General features: G+C 43.6%; 22 protein-coding genes. 2 read left to right on the top strand and 20 right to left on the bottom strand.

The features are described 5' to 3' along the window. Positions 1-263: 263 nt before the first annotated feature. The 19 genes from cpoB to sdhC all read right to left on the bottom strand — a co-directional run bounded on the left by cpoB (position 264) and on the right by sdhC (position 19,827). A complete protein-coding gene (gene cpoB, locus PR808_RS20380; RefSeq protein ID WP_272539980.1) occupies positions 264-1,049 on the bottom strand; it encodes a cell division protein CpoB in 786 nt (261 codons plus the stop codon). Between the two features lie 22 nt (positions 1,050-1,071). Next, complete coding sequence (gene pal / locus PR808_RS20375) at positions 1,072-1,569, bottom strand: peptidoglycan-associated lipoprotein Pal (protein ID WP_047756402.1); 498 nt, start codon at positions 1,567-1,569, stop codon at positions 1,072-1,074. A 44-nt stretch (positions 1,570-1,613) separates the two neighbouring features. Next, the gene (tolB, locus tag PR808_RS20370) at positions 1,614-2,906 is read right to left on the bottom strand and encodes a Tol-Pal system beta propeller repeat protein TolB (RefSeq protein WP_206085310.1); all 1,293 of its coding nucleotides are present in this window, start codon (positions 2,904-2,906) and stop codon (positions 1,614-1,616) included. Between the two features lie 146 nt (positions 2,907-3,052). Next, positions 3,053-4,171, bottom strand: coding sequence for a cell envelope integrity protein TolA (gene tolA, locus PR808_RS20365; protein ID WP_206085309.1), 1,119 nt, complete (start codon positions 4,169-4,171; stop codon positions 3,053-3,055). Positions 4,172-4,222: 51 nt separating this feature from the next. Further along, on the bottom strand, positions 4,223-4,645 hold the full coding sequence (tolR, locus tag PR808_RS20360; protein ID WP_047756399.1) for a colicin uptake protein TolR: 423 nt from the start codon (positions 4,643-4,645) through the stop codon (positions 4,223-4,225). A gap of 17 nt (positions 4,646-4,662) precedes the next feature. After that, positions 4,663-5,346 (bottom strand): Tol-Pal system protein TolQ, encoded by a 684-nt coding sequence (gene tolQ / locus PR808_RS20355; RefSeq protein ID WP_206085308.1) that lies wholly within the window; start codon positions 5,344-5,346, stop codon positions 4,663-4,665. Continuing rightward, positions 5,343-5,747, bottom strand: a complete 405-nt coding sequence (gene ybgC, locus PR808_RS20350; RefSeq protein ID WP_206085307.1) for a tol-pal system-associated acyl-CoA thioesterase — start codon at positions 5,745-5,747, stop codon at positions 5,343-5,345. The genes tolQ and ybgC overlap by 4 nt, the downstream gene beginning before the upstream one ends. A gap of 125 nt (positions 5,748-5,872) precedes the next feature. Then, positions 5,873-6,160: a cyd operon protein YbgE gene (ybgE, locus tag PR808_RS20345; RefSeq protein ID WP_206085306.1), complete on the bottom strand. Its 288-nt coding sequence runs from the start codon at positions 6,158-6,160 to the stop codon at positions 5,873-5,875. A gap of 4 nt (positions 6,161-6,164) precedes the next feature. Continuing rightward, positions 6,165-6,278 carry a cytochrome bd-I oxidase subunit CydX gene (gene cydX, locus PR808_RS20340; protein ID WP_004909083.1) on the bottom strand — a complete coding sequence of 38 codons (114 nt, stop codon included), beginning with the start codon at positions 6,276-6,278 and terminating at the stop codon, positions 6,165-6,167. 11 nt (positions 6,279-6,289) lie between these two features. Beyond that, entirely contained in the window at positions 6,290-7,429 is a 1,140-nt protein-coding gene (gene cydB, locus PR808_RS20335) for a cytochrome d ubiquinol oxidase subunit II (protein ID WP_206085305.1), read from the bottom strand. Between the two features lie 13 nt (positions 7,430-7,442). Further along, complete coding sequence (gene cydA, locus PR808_RS20330; protein ID WP_206085304.1) at positions 7,443-9,011, bottom strand: cytochrome ubiquinol oxidase subunit I; 1,569 nt, start codon at positions 9,009-9,011, stop codon at positions 7,443-7,445. A gap of 857 nt (positions 9,012-9,868) precedes the next feature. Further along, on the bottom strand, positions 9,869-10,741 hold the full coding sequence (sucD, locus tag PR808_RS20325) for a succinate--CoA ligase subunit alpha (protein ID WP_206085303.1): 873 nt from the start codon (positions 10,739-10,741) through the stop codon (positions 9,869-9,871). Beyond that, on the bottom strand, positions 10,741-11,907 hold the full coding sequence (gene sucC / locus PR808_RS20320) for an ADP-forming succinate--CoA ligase subunit beta (RefSeq protein WP_206085302.1): 1,167 nt from the start codon (positions 11,905-11,907) through the stop codon (positions 10,741-10,743). The genes sucD and sucC overlap by 1 nt, the downstream gene beginning before the upstream one ends. A gap of 132 nt (positions 11,908-12,039) precedes the next feature. Beyond that, positions 12,040-13,251 carry a 2-oxoglutarate dehydrogenase complex dihydrolipoyllysine-residue succinyltransferase gene (odhB, locus tag PR808_RS20315; protein ID WP_206085301.1) on the bottom strand — a complete coding sequence of 404 codons (1,212 nt, stop codon included), beginning with the start codon at positions 13,249-13,251 and terminating at the stop codon, positions 12,040-12,042. 14 nt (positions 13,252-13,265) lie between these two features. Then, positions 13,266-16,079 (bottom strand): 2-oxoglutarate dehydrogenase E1 component, encoded by a 2,814-nt coding sequence (gene sucA / locus PR808_RS20310; protein WP_206085300.1) that lies wholly within the window; start codon positions 16,077-16,079, stop codon positions 13,266-13,268. Positions 16,080-16,579: 500 nt separating this feature from the next. Then, entirely contained in the window at positions 16,580-17,296 is a 717-nt protein-coding gene (locus tag PR808_RS20305) for a succinate dehydrogenase iron-sulfur subunit (RefSeq protein ID WP_004256824.1), read from the bottom strand. A gap of 35 nt (positions 17,297-17,331) precedes the next feature. Beyond that, positions 17,332-19,098 (bottom strand): succinate dehydrogenase flavoprotein subunit, encoded by a 1,767-nt coding sequence (sdhA, locus tag PR808_RS20300; protein WP_047756339.1) that lies wholly within the window; start codon positions 19,096-19,098, stop codon positions 17,332-17,334. Position 19,099: 1 nt separating this feature from the next. Beyond that, positions 19,100-19,444 carry a succinate dehydrogenase membrane anchor subunit gene (sdhD, locus tag PR808_RS20295; RefSeq protein WP_047756338.1) on the bottom strand — a complete coding sequence of 115 codons (345 nt, stop codon included), beginning with the start codon at positions 19,442-19,444 and terminating at the stop codon, positions 19,100-19,102. Beyond that, entirely contained in the window at positions 19,438-19,827 is a 390-nt protein-coding gene (gene sdhC / locus PR808_RS20290; RefSeq protein ID WP_004909059.1) for a succinate dehydrogenase cytochrome b556 subunit, read from the bottom strand. Before sdhC ends, sdhD begins: the two co-directional genes overlap by 7 nt. Before the next feature lie 672 nt (positions 19,828-20,499). On the opposite strand from sdhC, the gene PR808_RS20285 reads away from it, so the two are divergent. Beyond that, the gene (locus tag PR808_RS20285) at positions 20,500-21,786 is read left to right on the top strand and encodes a citrate synthase (protein ID WP_206085299.1); all 1,287 of its coding nucleotides are present in this window, start codon (positions 20,500-20,502) and stop codon (positions 21,784-21,786) included. A gap of 83 nt (positions 21,787-21,869) precedes the next feature. Here the strand turns inward: PR808_RS20285 and PR808_RS20280 are convergent, their stop codons facing one another. Continuing rightward, a complete protein-coding gene (locus PR808_RS20280) occupies positions 21,870-22,628 on the bottom strand; it encodes an AraC family transcriptional regulator (RefSeq protein ID WP_206085298.1) in 759 nt (252 codons plus the stop codon). A gap of 124 nt (positions 22,629-22,752) precedes the next feature. On the opposite strand from PR808_RS20280, the gene PR808_RS20275 reads away from it, so the two are divergent. Continuing rightward, a complete protein-coding gene (locus tag PR808_RS20275; RefSeq protein ID WP_272539981.1) occupies positions 22,753-23,886 on the top strand; it encodes a multidrug effflux MFS transporter in 1,134 nt (377 codons plus the stop codon). Positions 23,887-23,908: the final 22 nt, after the last annotated feature.

Raw genomic sequence — 23,908 nt, 5'->3', positions numbered from 1 at the left:
TCACCGTTTCTTACCCTACGGGTTGAACCTGCGACCATTTTGTAAAACTCAATCAATCTACCGACTGAGCTAACGGTTCACCTAAAACTAAATTTCTTACTGTTTTGCGAGATTTTCGGTTAACCGTATTCTCGTATCAACGGCGGCTTATATTACTGATTTCTGACGAGGGTGCAATGATTTTTTTGCATAAAAAGATTGAATGCACATTTATCATACTGATAACCCCGAAATATTCGGTAATATGGCTTCGGGGTTAGGAATTAAAGTGCGCTTAGCTTTTTTTCAGCTAATTTAGAGCCCGCACTGTTTGGATATTGTTTCAACACCTGCTGGTAAACAGCTTTCGCTTTATCTTTTTGTCCCTTGTCTTGCATGATCAGCCCAACTTTATATAGAGCTTCACTGCTTTTTTGGGATTTTGGATATTGCTTCACTACCGTGGCAAAGTAGAATGCAGCGTCGTCCTTGCTACCTTTATTGTAGTTTAACTGCCCCAACCAATAGTTGGCGTTAGATTGATATCCTGACTTAGGATAGGCTTTAACAAAGCCTTGTAATGCACCGATAGCATCATCAATTTGAGCTTTTGACTTGCTTTCCATTGCGAGCTTAACCGCAGCATTGTAATCATCTTTCTCATTTCCACCTGTGTTAGCAGCTGCCGCTGGTGTATTTGAGGAAGATGATGTATTTGCTGAACTTGTATCAGGCGCATCACCTGAGTTAGCTGAATTGCCGCCACCCGCATTGTCTAATTGCATGTACAAATCTTTTTGGCGCTCGATGACTTGATTCAATTTGTATTCACTTTCTTGAATCTGACCACGTAACATATCGATATCACGTTGGTTATCAGCGAGTTGTTGTTGAATTTGATACAGAATTTGACCTTGAGAAGAAACTGCAGTCTCAAGTTGGGATAGACGGTCACCTGGAGAACCAGATCCGACATTGTTGATTGGCGCTTGGGCAATAGCGGCCCAAGGGGCCGCTACGCCAACCAATAACGACAGACCGACTAGTAAATGTCTGAAGTTACTGTTCATAATAGATAATTTCGCTTATCTATTAGTATGCAATGACTGCACGACGGTTTTTCGCGTAGTCTGCTTCAGTATGACCTAACACAGCTGGTTTTTCTTTACCGTAAGAAACCAGTGAAACTTGGTCACCAGAAACACCTTTGCTTTGCAGGTACATTTTAACTGCATTAGCACGACGCTCGCCCAGTGCGATGTTGTATTCTGGAGTACCACGCTCATCCGCATGACCTTCAACAACAACACGTACAGATGGGTTGCTACGCAGGAATGCTGCGTGTGCATCTAACATATCAGCGTATTCTGGAGATACGTTGTATTTGTCAAAGCCAAAGTAAACAGTGTTGTTTTGTTGCAGCTGTTCCATTTGCTGACGTGCCAGCTCTTCCGCAGACAGACCAGTGTTAGTTTGGTTAGTAGAAGTATCTACGCCATCTTGGTCATTGTTTTTGTTAGAGCTACAAGCTGCGACTGCCATGATTGGTAACGCGATCATCAGCCCTTTAAGCACTTTATTCAGTTGCATCGTTTTGATCCTTAATATTTTTTGCCACACATTATTATTATGCATCACAGATACGGAGACCAGGCAGGGAATTTAACCTGTCCATCGGTCGCCGGAAGACGCGCTTTGAAACGCCCGTCGGTCGAAACTAGCTGCAATATAGTCCCCAAGCCTTGAGAGGAGCTATAAATTACCATAGTGCCGTTAGGTGCGATACTCGGCGTTTCATCTAGGAACGTTTTCGTTAAAAATTCAACGTTATTCGTTGCCAGATCTTGTTTGGCGACATGTTGCTGACCGCCGCCGGAGCTGACCATCACTAAGAAAGTACCATCCGGGCTAACGTCAGCGTCCTGATTTTGTGTTCCTTCCCAAGATACACGTGTCGGGCTGCCACCATTAATATTCATTTTATAAATCTGCGGACGTCCAGCCTGATCTGAAGTATAGACCAAAGTTTGGCTATCTGGCATCCAACTTGGCTCAGTATTATTACTGCGACCATCGGTTACCTGACGAATTTGCCCACTTGCTAAATCCATAACATATAAATTCAGGCTGCCTGTTTTAGACAGTGCAAATGCCAATTTTGTCCCATCAGGAGAGAATGCAGGTGCCCCATTATGACGTGGGAAAGATGCAACCTGACGAACCGCCCCTGAAGACAAGGTTTGAATGACAAGTGCTGAACTACCGCTTTCAAAAGTTACATACGCCAGTTTCTCACCATCTGGTGACCAAGCTGGCGACATTAAAGGTTCTGGTGAACGGTGAACCGTGAATTGGTTAAAACCGTCATAATCAGAAACTCGTAATTCATATGGATACTGACCGCCTTTGTTCACAACAACATATGCAATGCGTGTACGGAATGCACCACGAATGCCTGTCAGTTTTTCAAAGACTTCATCACTTGCAGTGTGCGCCGCATAGCGTAACCACTCTTTAGTGACTTTAAATTGATTTTGAGATAATACAGCACCTGGGTTAGCGGCAACATCCACTAACTGATAGCTAACCACAAAACTACCATCTGCTGCTGGCTGTACTTGACCCACAACCACTGCATTAATGCCTAATGCAGTCCATGCATCAGGAATGACTTCCGATGCAGTGCCAGGTTGTTGAGGCATACGACTTGGCTCAATCGGGTTAAATTTCCCGCTATTACGTAAATCAGCACCTACGATTTGGCCAACTTCTTGTGGTGGCGCACCCGCACCAGACCATTTAAAAGGTACCACACCAATTGGTTGAGCTGAGTTTACACCTTCAGTGATCTCAATACGTATTTCAGCCTGAGCCACTGTCGCCCATAGCATTAGGAACCCTAAAACTACTTTAAAAGCCTGCTTCATTCTTATCTCCCTTATTGCGTATTATTTACCACCGCAATAATTCGCTGAATTTTAACAAAGGTATAATAACAAAACTAGATACCACGCAAACTATTTATGCTATTGCCATAAAATTTTCAATACAGATAGCTCTGAGTTATTGAAAATCAAGGTTTAAACACAACAGTGCTACCTGCTTTATTAAATGTATCATAGACCTCACGGCTAGGTGGTTTTGGCATTGTCGCAAGTTTCGCTGCTCTAATTGCCGCATCACATAACGCTGCATCATTGGTCGGGCTATTCTTTGGCGTAATACTCACCAATAATCCATCTGGAGCAAGTTTCAATTGTAGCTCACAGGTCCGCCCACGAAACGTATCCGAATCATAGAACTTGCTTTGAATCGCCGCTTTGACTTTCCCTGCATAACTGTCTACATCTGCATTAGAGGCCCCAGATTTTTTACCACCACCACTTCCTGCAGCAGCTTGGCCACCTTTTTTGCTTGGACCTGATGCGGTTAAATCACCGAGTAAATCATCAACTGAAGCGGCATTTTTGGCAGCTTCCGCTTTGGCTTTCGCGGCTTTTGCTTTGGCTTCTTTGTCTGCTTTTTCTTTCGCTTCTTTATCTGCCTTGGCTTTAGCTTCTTTATCGGCTTTTACTTTGGCCTCTTTTTCGGCTTTTTCTTTGGCTTCTTTTTCAGCTTTTTCTTTGGCTTCTTTTTCGGCTTTAGCTTTAGCGGCTTCGGCTTCTTTTTGCGCTTGAGCTTCGGCTTTGGCTTTTTCTGCCGCTTGCTCTTTAATTAACTTTTCTTTCTCTGCTTTTGCTTTTGCAGCCGCTTCTTCCGCAATTTTCTGCTCTTCCTTCGCTTTCTTCGCGGCATCTAACGCTTTTTTCTGTTGTTCCTCAGCTTGTTTTTGTTGCTCAGCTGTATCACGTTCAGTTTTAATCCGCTCTTCTTCCAGTTTTTGAAGGCGTTTTTGTTCCTTCTCTTGCTGTTCTCTTAGCTCAGCGTCTTGTTTCTGCTCTTGTTCTTTGCGCTCTTTAGCCGCTTGTCTTGCCATGTTTTGTTGTTTTTGCATTTCTTCATACTGCTCAACAACCACGCCAGGGTCGACCATCACCGCATCGATGACAGTCCCTTCTTCTCCGCCACCACCAAGTTTGACGACGGAAACTAAAGAGCCTATAACGATCAAACCAATCAACAGGACGTGCAGAACCACTGACATCACAAGTGACCGGTTTAAGTTATCTTTTTTCTCTTTTGTCTTTCCCACTCTGGTATCCAAAAAAAGATGTGTGACTTATTCAAACCACAACAACCCAGCCTAGATAGGCTGAGTCATCAAGCCGACAGATTTAATCCCTGCGCTGTGCAAAATGTTCAATGCTTTAATCACTTCTTCATAAGGCACTTCTTTTGCCCCCCCAATTAAGAAAATCGCTTTGGGATTTTTCGCTAATTGAGCTTTAGCTTCAGCTGCAATCTGTTCTGGTGGAAGCAATTCTAACACCTCGCCATCAAGGCGCATATTGTATTGCCCCACTCCCGATACTTCTAAAATAATCGGTGGGTTATCACTTGATGATACGGTTTGTGTATCAGTTGCATCCGGCAATTCAACTTCCACGCTTTGAGAAATAATGGGTGCAGTTGCCATAAAGATCAGCAAAAGTACCAATAATACATCCAGCAATGGAACAATGTTAATTTCGGATTTCAGCTCACGTCTGCGACTTGTGCGCGCCATTCGCTTATCTCCCCGTATTATTTCTTATCAGCAGAGAAGGCTTGACGATGCAAGATGGCTAAAAATTCTTCCATAAAGTTATCGTAGCTTTGTTCTAACTTGTTGACACGCTGGTTTAAACGGTTATACGCCATAACCGCTGGAATTGCGGCAAACAGACCAATTGCTGTCGCGATCAGTGCTTCTGCAATACCAGGTGCAACCATTTGCAATGTCGCTTGTTTAACCGCACCTAATGCAATAAATGCGTGCATGATCCCCCAAACCGTACCAAATAAACCAATATACGGGCTAATTGACCCGACGGTACCTAAGAATGGGATATGTGCCTCTACGGATTCTAATTCACGATTCATTGAAATACGCATTGCACGGGAAGCCCCTGTAACCACGGCATCAGGTGCATGAATATTCGCTTGATGTAAACGAACAAACTCTTTAAAACCTGAGTGGAAAATTTGTTCTGCGCCACTGAGTTCATCACGACGCGCTTGGCTTTCTTTATATAAGCGCGATAGCTCGATTCCTGACCAGAACTTATCCTCGAATGCCTCTGCTTCACGGCTAGCGGCATTTAAAATTTTGGTTCTTTGAATGATGATCGCCCATGATGCAATAGAAAAACCGATCAAAACGAACATAATAAGCTGAACCAAAAGGCTCGCTTTTAGGAATAAATCCAGGATATTCATGTCAGTCACTGTTTAAACTCCGCGACAATAGACTTAGGAAGCGCTGTAGGCTTCATTTTTGATGTGTCCACACAAGCAATTAGGGCATTAGCCCCACAAAGCAGGTTACCTTGCGAATCAACTAACCTTTGATGAAAGGTTAATGAGGCGCGTTTCATTTCAACGATTTGCGTCTCAACTTCCAACATATCATCCAACCGAGCGCCCTTCACAAAATCAATTGTCATGCTACGCACAACAAAGCCAAGGTTCTCAGCAAGCATACTTTGCTGATTGATCCCTTTATTTCGCAACATTTCTGTTCTAGCCCGCTCAAAAAAAGCTAAATAGCGCGCGTGATAAACCACACCGCCCGCATCTGTATCTTCATAATACACGCGAACAGGCCAGCGAAATAACATATCAACCACTCCGTCTTAGGTTAAATTCATTAACGGTGCCACTATACGCAAGACAGTGTCAGTTTGGAATCACTTTGAAAGTAAAGATATCAAAAATAATTATGGGTCCATTGACCCACAATTAGCAATTAGAATTATCTAAAGACTTGAAAAAGTCCCCAGATAAGAATGATGGCAGCTGGCAATGGGTGAAAAACGGCACGAAAGATAACTTTTTGAGGTTTAAAACCCACCCCAAAAATCATCGCTGTACAGGTTGCCCAAATTAATAACAAGCCTTGCCATATTTGGAAAGAACTGGTTTTGGCTGCGAACATAGTTGGATCCCACATTACCGCACCAGCTGTCACTAAAGCTAAAATAAGGATAAGGGCCCTTATCGGCCCCTTATCCAATAGCTGATAGGTTTTATCCACCAGCATTTACTTACTCACCATCTTTAGCGGCTTTAGAGTCTTCAGAGTGCTCTAACGCTAATGCTGCAATCACTGCAAAACTACAAGCTAACAGCGTGCCGAGGATCCAGGCGAAATACCACATAGTTATGCTCCTTAATACAGTGAGTGCTTGTTGCCTTCGATGAAGTTTTTGTCCAGACGACCAAACATTTTGTAGTAACACCATGCGGTGTATGCCAGTACGATTGGAACAAAGATAATAGCAACCACAGTCATCACTTGCAGAGTAAACAAGCTAGAAGTCGCATCCCACATGGTCAAGCTTGCATTTGGCATGATGCTTGAAGGCATGATGAATGGGAACATTGCTACACCACAAGTTAAAATGATACACGCGATTGTTAATGAAGAGCTGACAAACGCCCAACCATTTTTGTCTGCTTTACTAAACAGCATGGTTAATAATGGCAGTGCTAGACCCAGTGCAGGCAGAGCCCACAGGATTGGGTAGGTGTTGAAGTTAGTCAACCAAGCACCTGAAACAATCTCTACTGTTTTATTCAGTGGGTTTGACACTGCATGGTGATCAATCGCTGAAGTGATAACATAGCCATCGATTCCCATTACCAGCCAAACACCCGCACCTGCAAACGCTAACAGTGTAACTAGTGCACAAATATACGTTGTTTTACGCACACGGAGATACAGCTCGCCAGTCGTACGCATTTGCAGATAAGTTGCACCTTGGGTAACAATCATCATTAAACCAACCACACCGGCTAACAGACCATATGGGTTCAGCAGACCAAACAGGTTACCAGTATAAGTCAGGTACTGTTGGTTATCGATTTGCAGTGGAACACCCAGTAACAGGTTACCAAACGCAACACCGATAACTAATGGTGGAACGAAACCACCAATAAACAGACCCCAGTCCCACATGTTACGCCATTTTGGGTTCTCCAGTTTTGAACGGTAGTCGAAACCAACCGGACGGAAGAACAATGCCGCTAAGACCAAAATCATGGCGATATAGAAACCAGAGAATGATGCAGCATAGACTTGTGGCCATGCAGCAAACATCGCACCACCAGCTGTGATTAACCAAACTTGGTTACCATCCCAGTGCGGCGCAACGGCATTAATCATGATACGGCGTTCAGTATCTGTTTTACCTAAGATAGGTAATAAGAAGCCAACGCCCATGTCAAAGCCATCCGTGACAGCAAATCCAATCAGTAATACACCGATAAGGATCCACCACACAAACCGAAGAACTTCATAATCAAACATAAGTGGCTCCTATTTACTGAACGTCGTGTGCAGAAGTGTTTTTCTGTTCAAAGTGATAACGACCGGTTTTTAGGCTGCTAGGCCCTTTACGAGCGAATTTGAACATTAAGAACATTTCAGCAATTAAGAACAGTGTGTACAGACCACAGATCAGTACCATAGAGAAGATCAGGTCATGAGTTGTCAAATTAGAGTGTGCGACCGAAACAGGTAACACTTCACCAATTGCCCATGGCTGACGACCATATTCTGCAACGAACCAACCCGCTTCAATTGCAATCCATGGTAATGGGATACCAATCAAGGCGATACGTAACAGCAGTTTGCTTTGACCAATACGGTTACGAACGACTGACAGGAATGCCCAGCTAATGATTAACAGTAACAGGAAGCCGACACCAACCATGATACGGAATGCCCAGAACAGAGGACCGACGTTCGGAATACTGTCTTTAACCGCTTTTTGAATCTGCGCTTCTGTTGCATCAACAACATTTGGTGCATATTGTTTTAACAGAAGACCGTAACCCAGATCTTTTTTGCTTGCTTCGAATGCTGCACGCAAATCAGGATCTTTGTTACCCGCTAAAAGCTCTTGTAACTGACCATATGCAACCATACCGTTACGGATACGAACTTCATGCTGTTTCATCAGGTCTTTCAGACCTAATACAGGCGTATCAATAGAACGAGTTGCAATGATACCCATCGCCCAAGGAATCGAGATAGCAAATTTGTTTTCTTGCTTCTCAGTATCTGGCCAAGCGATTAAGTTAAACGCAGCTGGTGGAGCATGGGTTTCCCACTCGGCTTCAACAGCAGCTAATTTGGTTTTTTGAACGTCACCCATTTCGTAACCTGATTCATCACCAAGAACGATAACAGACAGAACGGCAGCAATACCAAAACTTGCAGCAATTGCAAAAGAACGTTTAGCAAAAGCAACATCACGACCTTTAAGCAGGTAGTAAGAGCTAATACCAAGGATAAACATTGCACCGGTACAATAACCCGCAGCAACTGTGTGGACAAACTTAACCTGCGCAACTGGGTTTAAGACTAGCTCAGAGAAGCTAACCATTTCCATACGCATTGTTTCGAAGTTGAAATCAGCAGCGATTGGGTTTTGCATCCAACCATTCGCAACCAAGATCCACAAAGCAGAGAAGTTAGAACCTAAAGCAACTAACCATGTTACAGCTAGATGTTGTTTTTTGCTTAAACGATCCCAACCAAAGAAGAATAAACCGACAAACGTTGATTCTAGGAAGAACGCCATCAGACCTTCGATTGCAAGAGGTGCACCGAAGATATCTCCAACATAGTGCGCGTAGTAAGACCAGTTAGTACCAAATTGGAACTCCATGGTCAGACCCGTTGCAACACCCAGAGCAAAGTTAATACCAAATAACTTACCCCAGAACTTAGTCATATCTTTATAAATTTGCTTGCCAGACAGCACATATACCGTTTCCATGATCGCAAGCAAAAACGCCATACCGAGCGTTAATGGTACGAACAGGAAGTGATACATCGCAGTTAAGGCAAACTGTAATCGTGACAGTTCGACAATATCAAACATCTTGACTCCTTGCTCCTAGCAGGAAGACACCGACTTGCGGCAACCCAGCTTCCAAATTATGTTTTTAGAAAGCCTCTTAACTACCAGCAAAAAATGCCTCAAAACAACAAATAATTAACAAAATTAAAAGAACGAACGTTACTATAATAATAGTACGCCTATCTTCACACACAATAAACTTCTTTTACGTGACTCAGATTTGAATTCTGAATTTACATCAATAATTATACTCTTTAATAGAAAACCGAGTATTTGATCGAGCACCAATTTAAGCAATTTAACAGAATAAAGCTAGTTCCAATGAATTGATTTACGTCAATTTTTTTCACCTTGTTAATTGTTCTGAGTCTCAGTCAATTAATAGTTATTTACTTGTTAATGCACTGTTATTGGTATTGATATAAATGTACTTAATTTTCCCAAAGATTAACAAAAAAATATAATCTTTGTATTAAGGTCTCTAAAAAAGAATATTTAATTTGTAATAGTATCTTATTTTAAAGTTATTATGAATTTTATTAATATACGAATCTAACTCAACTAAATTCCTATATTCAGATAATTCATTCCTCCTAAAAGTTATAAAATTGATGTGCCGCAATTTCGCTATTTTTTGCATAAAGTGCGAACGATAGCCTCACAATCCATCAATGCACACAACAGTTAACCCCAATCCCCCATGACAGAGTCTATGAACGCATTTTTTAAGTATAGACACTCTTTTTTAGAAAACCTTATAAGTGGTACAGAAATTCTGTTAAGTCTTTGTATCTAGCCTTACGACAAGCAAAAAAAACCCGTACTCAAACAAGCACGGGCTTTTGTCTCTTACAGTTGCTAGTTTCCTAGCGGGTCATTTACTTATTCAGTAATGATTTAACGGCATCACCGATGTCTGCAAGGCTACGAACGGTTTTCACGCCCGCCGCTTCTAATGCAGCAAATTTTTCATCTGCGGTACCTTTACCGCCAGCGATAATTGCACCAGCGTGCCCCATACGTTTGCCTTTCGGCGCAGTCACACCTGCGATGTAACCAACAACAGGTTTAGTCACGTGCTCTTTAATATAAGCTGCCGCTTCTTCTTCTGCGTTACCACCGATTTCACCGATCATGACAATCGCTTCAGTTTGTGGGTCAGCTTGGAATAATTTCAAGATATCAATGAAGTTAGAACCTGGGATTGGGTCACCACCGATACCAACACAAGTAGATTGACCTAAGCCTGCATCTGTCGTTTGTTTAACCGCTTCATAAGTCAGTGTACCTGAACGTGAAACGATACCGACTTTACCTGGTAAGTGAATGTGGCCAGGTTGGATACCAATCTTACATTGACCTGGAGTGATAACACCTGGACAGTTTGGACCAATCATGCGAACGCCAGCTTCGTCTAATTTCACTTTCACCGTCAGCATATCCAGCGTTGGGATACCTTCAGTGATAGTGATGATCAGTTTAATGCCTGCATCGATAGCTTCTAAGATAGAATCTTTACAAAATGGCGCTGGAACGTAGATAACAGAAGCGGTTGCACCCGTTGCTTCAACGGCTTCACGCACAGTGTTAAATACTGGCAGGCCAAGGTGAGTTGTGCCACCTTTACCTGGAGTCACACCACCAACCATTTGTGTTCCATAAGCAATTGCTTGTTCTGAGTGGAATGTACCTTGACCACCGGTGAAACCTTGGCAAATTACTTTGGTGTTTTTATCGATTAAAATAGACATTATTTAGCCTCCGCTGCTGCTACTGCTTTTTTAGCTGCGTCAGTCAGGCTGTTTGCAGCGATAATGTTCAAGCCGCTGTCTGCCAGTTTCTTAGCACCTAACTCAGCATTGTTACCTTCTAAACGCACAACTACTGGTACATTTACACCAACTTCTTCAACTGCACCAATGATGCCGTCTGCAATCAGGTCGCAACGAACGATACCACCAAAGATGTTAACGAAAACCGCTTTCACGTTTTCATCAGAAAGGATGATTTTAAATGCTTCAGTAACACGCTCTTTTGTTGCGCCGCCGCCAACGTCTAAGAAGTTAGCAGGTGCACCGCCGTGCAGTTTAACGATGTCCATGGTACCCATTGCGAGGCCTGCACCGTTAACCATACAACCGATATTGCCATCTAGTGCAACGTAGTTCAGTTCCCACTGAGCCGCTTGTGCTTCACGCGCATCTTCTTGAGATTCGTCACGCAGTTCACGGATTTCAGGTTGACGGTATAATGCATTACTGTCGATGCCTAATTTACCATCTAAACACACTAAATCACCTGCTGTGCTGATAACCAGAGGGTTGATTTCGGCTAATGCTAAATCACGCTCAAGGAACAGTGTCGCCAGACCCATGAAAATTTTCGCGAATTGGCTAACTTGTTTGCCCGTTAAGCCTAATTTGAACGCTAATTCACGGCCTTGGAAAGGCATTGGGCCTGTCAATGGGTCGATAATGGCTTTGTGGATCAATTCTGGTGTTTCTTCAGCAACTTTCTCAATTTCCACACCACCTTCAGTCGATGCCATGAAAACAACGCGACGAGTGCTACGGTCAACAACCGCACCTAAATATAATTCTTTCGCAATGTCAGTCGCCGTTTCGACCAAAATTTGGTTAACTGGCTGGCCGTTTGCATCTGTTTGATAGGTAACTAAGTTTTTACCTAACCAGTTTTCTGCGAAGGCTTTAACTTCGTTGATATCGCTAGTAACTTTAACGCCGCCAGCTTTACCGCGTCCACCTGCGTGAACTTGGCATTTAATTACCCATGGGCCGTTGCCAATTTTTTTCGCAGCATCGACGGTTTCAGCGACTGATGAACAGGCATAACCTGTTGGTGCAGGCATCCCATAACGTGCAAACAACTGTTTTGCCTGGTACTCGTGTAAATTCATGATGTTCTATCCATAATTGAGTCTGAAGAGGCGTTTATTCGCCTCCTGCAATTGTTACTGATTTAGCAACCCGCGAACGGGCTGCATCGGTTACTTCAGACCGGGCAGGTTGTTCCCTACCCTGTTATGTTGCTATACGTCCAGCAGTAAACGAGTTGGATCTTCCAGCATATCTTTGATAGCGACTAAGAAGCCGACTGACTCGCTACCATCGATTAAGCGGTGGTCATAAGACAGCGCTAAGTACATCATAGGAAGAATCTCCACCTTACCATTTACAGCCATAGGGCGGTCTTTAATGGCATGCATGCCTAAAATTGCGCTCTGTGGTGGGTTAATGATAGGTGTAGACATCAGAGAACCAAATACGCCACCATTAGTAATAGTGAAGTTACCGCCGCTTAAGTCTTCAACAGTTAATTTACCGTCACGACCTTTAACAGCCAGTTCTTTAATTTTCTTCTCGATATCCGCCATGCTCATTGCATCAACATCGCGCAGCACTGGAGTGACCAGGCCACGAGGCGTTGATACTGCGATGCTGATATCAAAATAGTTATGGTAAACCACATCGCTGCCATCGATAGAAGCGTTCACTTCTGGATAGCGTTTCAGTGCTTCAACCGCAGCTTTTACATAGAAAGACATAAAGCCTAAACGTACACCGTGACGTTTTTCGAACGCTTCGCCATACTGTTTACGTAAGTCTTTGATTGGTTGCATGTTGATTTCATTAAACGTGGTCAACATTGCTGTGGTGTTTTTCGCTTCTAACAGACGCTCAGCGATACGTTTACGTAAACGTGTCATTGGAACACGTTTTTCGCTACGGTGTGCCAAAGGAGCCTGTGGTGCAGCTGGTGCAGATGCTGCTGGCGCTGCAGATTTGTTTGCTGCTAAGTGTTTTTCAACATCTTCGCGCGTTAAACGACCGCCAACACCAGTACCTTTAATATCCGCAGGGTTCAGGTCATGCTCTGCAATCAGGCGACGAATTGCTGGGCTCAGCGCATCGTTGCTTTCGGTTTCCAGACTTGCAGTTTGACGTTGTGCTGGTGTTGCTTCTTGTGATTCTTTCACTTCTGCTGGGATACCAGTGCTATCACCCAAACGAATACGACCTAACAGTTGTTTAGATAATACCGTTGCGCCTTCGTCTTCTACAATAGCTTCTAATACGCCAGCTTCGCTCGCAGGCACTTCCAGTACCACTTTATCTGTTTCGATCTCAACCAGGACTTCATCACGCTGAACACTGTCACCTGGTTTTTTATGCCATGTGGCAACCGTAGCATCGGCAACGGACTCAGGAAGATCGGGAACAAGAATTTCTACGCTACTCATTTTCTATCCTTTAATTATTCAATGTTCAAAGCGTCATTTACCAGAGCTTTTTGTTGCTCTTGGTGTACGGACGTATAGCCAACTGCTGGAGATGAAGAAGCAGCTCGACCTGCATAACGTAAAGTTGCCCCTGCAGGGATAGCTTCACGGAAATTATGTTGACTGCAATACCAAGCACCTTGGTTTAATGGCTCTTCTTGGCACCATACAAAGTCTTTCACATGGCTAAATTGCGACAACGCTTTTTGGATATCATCGTGTGGGAACGGATACAGCTGCTCAATACGAACGATAGCCACGTCAGTTTGTTCATTTTTACGACGTTGTTCTAACAGATCGTAATAGACTTTCCCTGAACACATAACGACGCGTTTCACATTTTTCGGATTGATTTCATCGATTTCACCGATAACAGGTTCAAATGTACCATTTGCCAGTTCTTCCATGCTAGACACCGCTAATGGATGACGCAGCAGGGATTTTGGTGACATCACAATCAGAGGACGACGCATGCCACGTAAGGCTTGGCGGCGTAACATGTGATAAACCTGAGCAGGTGTTGACGGCACACACACTTGCATGTTTTGGTCAGCACACAGTTGTAGGTAACGTTCTAAACGTGCAGATGAGTGCTCTGGGCCCTGACCTTCATAACCATGAGGCAGTAACATCACCAGACCACACATACGACCCCATTTTTGCTCACCAGAGCTAATAAATTGGTCGATAACCACTTGCGCACAGTTCGCGAAGTCACCAAATTGTGCTTCCCAAATGGTTAAAGCACGAGGTTCAGTGGTTGCATAGCCGTATTCGAATGCCAATACCGCATTTTCAGTCAGAACAGAATCCCAAACGTTAAATACGCCTTGGCCGTTATGAATGTTTTGCAGTGGAACGTAGACAGAACCGTTAGTTTGGTTGTGAATAACCGCATGACGATGGAAGAAGGTTCCGCGGCCGGCATCTTCACCCGATAAACGCACTGGAATGCCTTCATCAACTAACGTTGCATACGCTAAAGTCTCGGCAGCACCCCAGTCGAGTAATTTCTCGCCTTTCGCCATTTCTGCGCGATCCGCATAGATTTTCTCAACACGAGATTGCGCGACAACGCCTTCAGGGATAGTGCTGACTTTAACAGCCAGATCCGTTAAACGTTTGATATCAACTGTTGATTTGTAGGATGCATCCCATTCGTGGTTCAGATATGGTGCCCATGTGTATGAGTTCAGCCCCATTTCACGGTACTCTTCAACCACGCAGTTACCCGCATCTAACGCATCGCGGTACAGGTTAACCATTTCCGTCACATCATTTGCACTCAATACGTTTTCTGCAATTAAGCGGTCTGCGTAGATTTTACGTGGCGTTGGGTGCTGTTTGATTTTTTGGTACATCACAGGCTGAGTTGCACTTGGCTCATCGGCTTCGTTATGACCATGACGGCGATAACAGACTAAATCGATCATCACATCGCGTTTAAAGGTATTACGGAAATCCAGCGCTAAACGTGTGACAAATGAAACCGCCTCTGGGTCATCTGCATTCACGTGGAAAATTGGCGCCTGAACCATCTTCACAATGTCAGTACAGTATTCAGTTGAACGAGTATCTTTAGGGTTAGAAGTGGTGAAACCAATTTGGTTGTTAATGACGATACGCATGGTACCGCCCACTTCATAACCACGTGCTTGAGACATGTTCAGGGTTTCTTGCACAACACCTTGGCCAGTCACTGCGGAGTCACCGTGAATGGTGATTGGCAGAACCATGTTGCTGCGACCTTCATCTAAACGGTCACGACGAGCGCGTACAGAACCGATGACCACTGGGCTAACGATTTCAAGGTGCGATGGGTTAAATGCCAGCGCTAAGTGAACACGTGAACCTGCGGTTTCGAAGTCAGAAGAGAAGCCTTGGTGATATTTAACGTCGCCCGCACTTGAATGATCTTTATGTTTACCTGCGAATTCATCAAATAATTCGCCTGGTTTTTTACCTAAGATATTAACCAGTACGTTTAAACGACCACGGTGCGCCATACCAAGAACAACTTCGCGAGTATCTTGTTTGCCAGCATGGTGGATTAAGTCTTTCAGCATTGGGATCAGTGAATCACCACCTTCCAATGAGAAACGTTTTGCACCTGGGAATTTAGCCCCGATGTAACGCTCAAGACCTTCAGCCGCAGTTAACTCAGACAGGAAACGTTTTTTCTCATCCGCAGAGAAAATTTTAGACACATCAACAGACTCAAGGCGTTGTTGAATCCAACGTTTTTCTTCTGTATTCGTGATGTGCATATATTCCGCACCGATTGAACCGCAGTAAATGCGTTTCAGGTTGTCATATAGCTCGCTGAGTTTCATGGTTTCTTTGCCGATAGCAAAAGAACCGACGTTGAAGGTTTCGTTGAAATCTTCTTTCGTTAAGTTATGAAACGCTGGGTCCAAATCTGGAACAGATTCACGTTTCCAAAGCCCTAACGGGTCAAGGTTAGCATTTTGGTGTCCGCGAAAGCGGAATGCATTAATTAACTGCAAAACTTTAACTTGTTTTGCGTCGATAGCTGGATCGCTAACAGAGGTGTGATAACGTGTAGAGTCTTTTGCTAAGCGACGGAAGTAATCGCGCGCTTGGGAGTGGAATTGCTCACCGCTAGTGCCGAGGGCTGCACCAGGTAGTTGCTCAAAAATGGCTTTCCACTCGGCATCGACAGAGTTAGGGTCAGTCAGATAATCTTCATAGAGCTGTTCTATATATGTCTGGTTCGCGCCTGCCAGAAAGCTTGAATCCAGCCAGTCCTTCATTACGCCGTTCTGCATTGTGATCCCTTAAGCTTTATAAGCTTTAGTTTTCGCCGTGGTTAACTAATCGTCGCATTTAAGCGACCTCGATAAAGGTTCTCTTGGACGTGCTTTATGCATGTTCTCTCTTTGGGAGGCCCTTTATCAGTAAGGGTTTCCCTTTTAAGGAACCTTTAAAAACTGGCTACGGTTTTTAAAGGCCCCTAAGATTACGCTTTCGTCTTCTTCATCTTTTGCAGTTGGCTATTTTTTTTACTTTTTACTGTTGCTTTTGTTACGTTCACTTTTTTGCGCTTTTGTTGTTACAACGTTTTTATTTAATGCTACGTTTTATTGATGACAATGTTACTTTCTGATGACCTTTAAGGATATTTGGTTTTCGCGCTTTTGTGACCTTAAGCGCTATTTAAATCAAAATCTTGAATTTACTTTACGCTTTATTTTTAACTTATGTTTTTATTTCGTGCTATTTTCACTTTAGCCCGCAGTACCAAGGCACTGCGGGTTAAATTTAGCTATTAAGCGCTATGCTTTAGCAACATAGATTTAATATGACCAATAGCTTTTGTTGGATTTAGTCCTTTAGGGCATACATTGACACAATTCATGATGCTATGACAGCGGAAAACACTGAAAGCGTCGTTCAGATCATCTAATCGAGAATCGGTTTCAGTATCACGGCTATCAATCAAGAAACGATACGCCGCTAACAGGCCTGCTGGACCAATAAATTTGTCTGGATTCCACCAGAAAGATGGGCAAGAAGTCGAACAACATGCACACAATATGCACTCGTATAAACCATCGAGTTTTTCACGTTGTGCAGGAGTTTGTAAATTCTCACGCGCTGGCGGATTTTTGTTATCGTTAATCAGATATGGACGGATTTTTTCGTATTGAGTGTAGAACTGAGTCATGTCGATGATCAGGTCACGCACAACAGGCAGACCTGGCAATGGACGAATGACAATTTTCTTCCCACCACGAATTAAAGCAGACAATGGCGTGATACAAGCCAAGCCGTTTTTACCGTTCATGTTCAGACCATCAGAACCACATACCCCTTCACGGCAAGAACGGCGGAAGGATAATGTTGGGTCTTGCTCTTTGATTTGGATTAACGCATCCAGCAACATCATGTCACGCCCTTCTGGCACTTCTAGCGTGTAATCTTGCATACGTGGTGCGTTGTCCACATCAGGATTGTAGCGATAAATCGAAAATTGTAATTTCATAGTTTATTTCTCCGCAACTGGATTAACACCACGCATTAGTAGGTACGAATTTTCGGTGGGAAGGCTTCACGCAATTTTGGTTGCATGTTGACTTCACGACGCGTCATCGTTTCAGATTGCGGTAAATACAATGAGTGACATAACCAATTCGCATCATCACGCTCTGGATAGTCAAAGCGGCTATGCGCCCCACGACTTTCTGTACGGAAGTTTGCTGCTTGTGCAGTTGCATAAGCGGTTTCCATCAGGTTATCCAATTCTAAACATTCGATACGCTGCGTATTAAACTCCGTTGACGTATCATCAAGGCGTGCATTTTGCAGGCGTTCGCGAATCACTTTTAGTTCTTCTAAACCTTTCGCCATTGCATCACCTTCACGGAATACTGAGAAGTTATGCTGCATACAGGTTTGCAGTGCTTTACGGATTTCGGTTGGATCTTCGCCTGTGCGTGCACCTTCCCAACGATTAAAGCGAGTCATTGCTGCATCGATGTCAGACTCAGAAGCATCACGCATTGAACCTTGTTCCATGATGGATTCTTTCAGGTGCAGACCCGCAGAGCGACCGAATACCACTAAGTCAAGCAGTGAGTTACCGCCTAAGCGGTTAGCGCCGTGTACTGATACACAAGCAATTTCACCAACAGCAAACAGACCTGGAATAACTTCATCTTCGCCTTTTTCATTATAGCGAATCGCTTGGCCAGTAACTTTCGTTGGAATACCGCCCATCATGTAGTGGCATGTTGGAATAACTGGGATTGGCTCTTTTATTGGGTCAACGTGCGCAAAGGTACGTGATAACTCAAGGATACCCGGTAAACGTGATTCCAGAACCTCTTTCCCTAAGTGGTCCAATTTCAGCTTAGCATGTGGCCCCCAAGGACCATCACAACCACGGCCTTCACGAATTTCAATCATGATTGAACGTGCAACAACATCACGACCTGCGAGGTCTTTCGCGTTTGGTGCGTAACGCTCCATGAAGCGCTCACCGTCTTTATTCAGCAAGTAACCACCTTCACCACGGCAACCTTCAGTGACCAGAACCCCAGCCCCTGCAATACCCGTTGGGTGGAATTGCCACATTTCCATATCTTGTAGTGGCACACCAGCACGCGCTGCCATCCCCACACCATCACCTGTATTGATATGGGCATTGGTGGTTGATTGGTAAATACGGCCTGCACCACCTGTTGCCAGGATGGTGGCTTTCGCTTTGAAGTAAACGAGTTCGCCTGTTTCCATACAAATTGCAGTACAACCTACAATATCGCCATCTTGGTTTTTAACTAAATCAAGGGCATACCACTCAGAAAAAATGGTGGTGTGGTTTTTTAAGTTCTGCTGATACAGCGTATGTAATAGTGCGTGCCCTGTACGGTCAGCTGCGGCTGCAGTACGCGCGGCTTGCTCGCCACCAAAGTTTTTAGATTGGCCACCAAATGGACGTTGATAAATGCTTCCATCATCAAGGCGCGAGAAAGGTAACCCCATATGTTCTAATTCGAGGATAGCTTCTGGGCCTGTCTTACACATATATTCGATAGCGTCTTGGTCACCGATGTAGTCAGAACCTTTTACGGTATCGTACATGTGCCATTCCCAGTTATCAGGGTGCGTGTTACCTAATGCAACCGTGATACCACCTTGCGCGGATACAGTGTGAGAACGGGTTGGAAAGACTTTTGACAGAAGTGCACAAGATAGGCCCATCTGTGAAATTTGAAGTGCTGCGCGCATACCTGCACCGCCAGCACCGATAACGATAGCGTCAAACTCTCTGATTGGCAGATTCATTTTATGCACCCCACACAACAATTGTTCCGTAAATTAAATAAGCCAACAGACCTACAATGATAGCCAGTTGCAGCACTAAGCGAATTGCCAGCGGCTTAACATAGTCAGTCAGCACTTGCCACATGCCAATCCATGCATGCACAAGAATCGAGAACAAAGTGAGGATAGTGAATACTTTCGTCACAGAGGAGGCAAAGAAACCGCGCCAGACTTCATAGGTAATGTCGTTAATCGCAACAAAACCAACAATGTAGAGTACGTAGAGTGCAATGATAATCGCAGAGCCACGGATTAACAGCCAGTCCTGGATACCAGTACGGCCTAAAGCTGATGCATTACTTACCATACTAAGATCCCCGCCAGAATTGCCAGAATTACGGTAATAACAAATGTAATTTTTGCAGATGAGTTACCAGCAGCAAGGGTTTCATCAACACAGCCGAAATCCATTAACATATGACGGATACCACCACAAATATGGTAAGCCAATGCAGTCAGGATGCCCCAAAGAATGAACTTAGCAAAAAAGCCAGTCATTATTTCAGACGCGTATTGAAAACCTTCTGGAGAGGAGAGAGATGTCCCTAACAACCAAAGCAGAATACCAACTGCGATGAGAGTAATGACGCCAGAGACACGGTGCAAGATCGAAGATATTGCAGTGATCGGGAAGTGAATCGTCTGCAAATCAAGGTTGACAGGTCTTTGTTTTTTCACAATTTTGCCCACACAGCTCTTTATTATTTTCCATCCTCCGGACCTGGGGTGGAAATCAGACAGCGACAGGGGTACAAAATGCAACTTAACACAAACTCTAATCCATCATGTTTAAATAAAGTTGCATGCTGATCACGCTGGGAACTCCTACTACAGGGTAATCCGGAGACCTGCCGCTAGTATAAAGTCTTCACAATGCCATTACAATTCCCACACAAAATGTTTGGAGACATTTAGCCCGAACAGTGAGAAGGATCACGATTTAAACATTTTGTATAAATGTGCTTATGTTATTTGACAATGATTCAACATTTATCTTACATATAGGTCTGGCAGAATTATCTTAACGGTGTGGTTGACACTTCACCGTAAAAATAAAAACGTAAATGTTGCAATGTTAGATACTCCACAATTTGAACTATGATGGGTATTAATAACAAAAGTTATGAAAGTTGTTCCTCTTACCACAAATAATGATATTGTAGGGAAAACAACAAAAAGAACATAACATCTACACACTCATAAACAACCTAATTACATTGTCGTCGGTCGTCAGATTTCAGGTTTTATGTGATAGCGAGCTGATTTCCAAAGCATACCGGTAGAACAATGCACGAAGACACAGTATAACGCTGGGTTTCTGGGTTGTTGGGTGTCGATTATCAAGCGCTAAGGAGACCGTAAATGGCTGATAACAAAGCTAAGCTAATGACTGGTAGTGCGGGTGACATTGAACTCGATATTTTAAGCCCTACGATTGGTCAAGACGTTATCGATGTCCGAACTTTAGGTTCAAAAGGGTTCTTTACCTACGACCCTGGTTTTACTTCTACTGCATCCTGTGAATCAAAAATCACCTATATTGATGGTGATAAAGGTATTCTACTGCACCGTGGTTTCCCTATCGACCAACTCGCAACTGAAGCCTCTTATCTCGAAGTCTGTTATATCCTGCTGTACGGTGAAGCACCGACTCAAGAACAATACGACGTATTTAAAAATACGGTGACTCGCCATACCATGATCCATGAGCAAATTACACGCATGCTTAATGGTTTCCGCCGTGACTCACATCCAATGGCTGTATTATGTGGTGTAACAGGTGCTCTGGCGGCGTTCTATCACGATGCGTTAGATGTTAATAACCCTCGTCACCGTGAAATTACGGCTTATCGTTTGCTGTCCAAAATGCCAACTGTTGCAGCAATGTGTTATAAATATTCAATTGGCCAACCTTTTGTTTATCCACGTAATGATCTGTCATACGCGGGTAACTTCTTGCACATGATGTTCTCTACGCCATGTGAAGAATATACGGTAAATCCAGTTCTTGAACGTGCAATGGATCGCATTTTAATTCTGCACGCTGACCACGAACAAAATGCATCAACGTCAACCGTACGTACTGCGGGTTCATCGGGTGCAAACCCATTTGCTTGTATCGCAGCGGGTATCGCGTCTCTATGGGGGCCTGCACACGGTGGTGCTAACGAAGCTTGCTTACGCATGCTGGAAGAAATTCAGACTGTTGAGCACATTCCTGCATTTATCGAACGTGCGAAAGACAAAAATGACTCTTTCCGACTGATGGGCTTTGGTCACCGCGTCTACAAAAACCACGACCCACGTGCCACTGTAATGCGTGAAACTTGCCATGAAGTTCTAAATGAACTGGGCTTGAACGACAGCTTACTGGAAGTCGCAATGGAACTGGAGCGTATTGCACTGAACGACCCGTACTTCATTGAGAAGAAACTGTACCCGAACGTTGACTTCTATTCAGGTATCATCTTGAAAGCAATGGGTATTCCATCTTCCATGTTTACTGTGATCTTCGCCATTGCGCGCACTATTGGTTGGATTGCACACTGGAACGAAATGCATGATGACGGCCTGAAGATTGCACGTCCTCGCCAGCTGTATACCGGTTATGACAAACGTGAATTCAACTCTGAATTAGCAAAAAAATAATATTTCGATAAATTCCAATCCCTACGTAAAGCAAGACCTTGATTTTTCAAGGTCTTTTTTTGTTTATATAACCACAACATTTCCTACTGTTGATACTCTCTTGGTGTCATTCCGCTCATTTTACGAAAAAAACTAATAAACGCGCTGTCACTGGTAAGTCCAAGTTCTTGAGTAATAAAGTGATATGGCTTTTCTTGTGCTAATAATTCAATCGCTTTAATAAACCGCCATTGTTGGCGCCATGACTGATATGTCATGCCTGTTTCTTTCAAAAAAACACGCGTTATTGTCTTTTCACTCGCACCAACAATTTGAGCAAGTTGGCTCAAATTCGGGGGTAATTGCTCGATATCCAGGTGTTTCAAGCGCCTATCTTGCGGTAAAGAAAGCAAAGTGGGTTCAGTTGTCGCAGCTTGTAGCTCATCAATAAAAACAGGTAATAAATTGGCTAACCTTCCCGTTTGCCAATCACTGTCAAAAGGAGAGATAGCAATACGCTCTAATAACTCCCTTAACAGCGGCGAAATACTCAAAATGACCACTTCGTTTCCGACTTTTTGGGCATATTCTTCACTGAGATAAATTGACCGGTACCCCACTGATGCACGCATTTGTGCGCGATGGCGAACATATGGTGGGATCCACGCAACCCTACCAGGAGGAAGCAAAGAGAGGCGCTTTTCGAGGGATATACGAATGCACCCTTGCTGAGTAAACAAAAGCTGCCCCATTTCATGGGTATGCGTGCCAGAATCGTGCTGCCCCATCTGCGCAGCAATTCCTAAAACAGGGGCTGGATACCAATGTGTTTGAAACTCATCCGTTTGATTTAACCATGCCATAAATGTCCTTTTTTTGATATTTATAGTCTTTATTATTGTAATAAGACATCAAAATTACCACTAAACTGCCCACCATTAAAGGTTTAGACCGTTATTTTTTATTACACAGGGTAGGAAAATGAATATGAAACACTCTCTTTCATTATGGCTGGCTGTGGCCTTAATGATGTTCCCACAAATTGTAGAAACCATCTACAGCCCTGCACTGACGGACATTGCGAGCGCTTTTTCTGTCAATGCAGAACAAGCTTCACAGACGCTTTCTCTCTATTTCTTTGCTTTTGCATTGGGCGTTGTATTTTGGGGTAGAACCTGTGACACAGTTGGCCGCCGTCCAACGATTTTAGCGGGTTTACTGGTTTATGGGATTGCCTCAATTGGTGCCTTACTCATTAGTCAATTTTACTTATTGCTACTGCTACGGATGTTAGCCGCCTTTGGTGCCGCTGTGGGTTCAATTGGTACACAAACTGCAATGCGTGATAGTTATCAAGGTCATGAATTAGCTAGAGTTTTTTCAGTTATGGGCGTCGCATTAGCCATTAGCCCTGCATTAGGTATGTTATCGGGTGCGGGCCTCGTCAGTTTGGGAGGTTATCGTGGTGTTTTTATTGGTTTAGCTATTTTAGCTGTCGTACTTTTACTGTGGTCAATATATCGATTACCTGAAACACGCCCAGAAAATGTGATCAAAGTCCCATTTGTTGAGACATTTTTACGGATGATCACGGATAAAGAGATTATGAGAAATGTGATCTTGATAGCATTTTTCAACATTAATTTATTTAGCTATTATCAGCTGGCTCCTTTCAGTTTTGAACAATTAATGCTCACTCAACAACAGTTTGGCCTCACGGGAATTTTATTGGCGCTTGGTGTGGGTTTAGGATCGATGATTAACCGTCATTTATTGGCTAAAAAACACACATCTGAGCAACTTGTTAAGCTATCAAGTGTCATTTCGTTGGTCAGCAGCTGTGCAGTTTTTGCTCTTATGGACTCTGTTTGGTTTGTTTTACCTGTTATTGGCGTCGTGATTGGCTATGGTATTGCAATCCCGAACATTCTTGCTCACGCCTTAAACCGTTATAGCGACCGAAAAGGCACTGCAGGCGCAATTTTAGGATTACTTTATTATATTGGACTCGCTATCGGGCTAGTGGTTGCAGGTTGGAGCCAACACTTAGGTTTAGTGCTCACTATTTCAAGTGTAGTTCTCGTTCTTGCATCATTACGCTATCGAGTTTATACGAGTTAAGTTATTGTTTTACTAAACACAT

It is taken from the genome of Providencia sp. PROV197 (genome assembly GCF_028479625.1).
GTDB lineage: Bacteria > Pseudomonadota > Gammaproteobacteria > Enterobacterales > Enterobacteriaceae > Providencia > Providencia vermicola.
The sequence above is the reverse complement of the archived record's forward strand: the minus strand, read 5'-3'. Positions and strand labels throughout refer to the sequence as shown.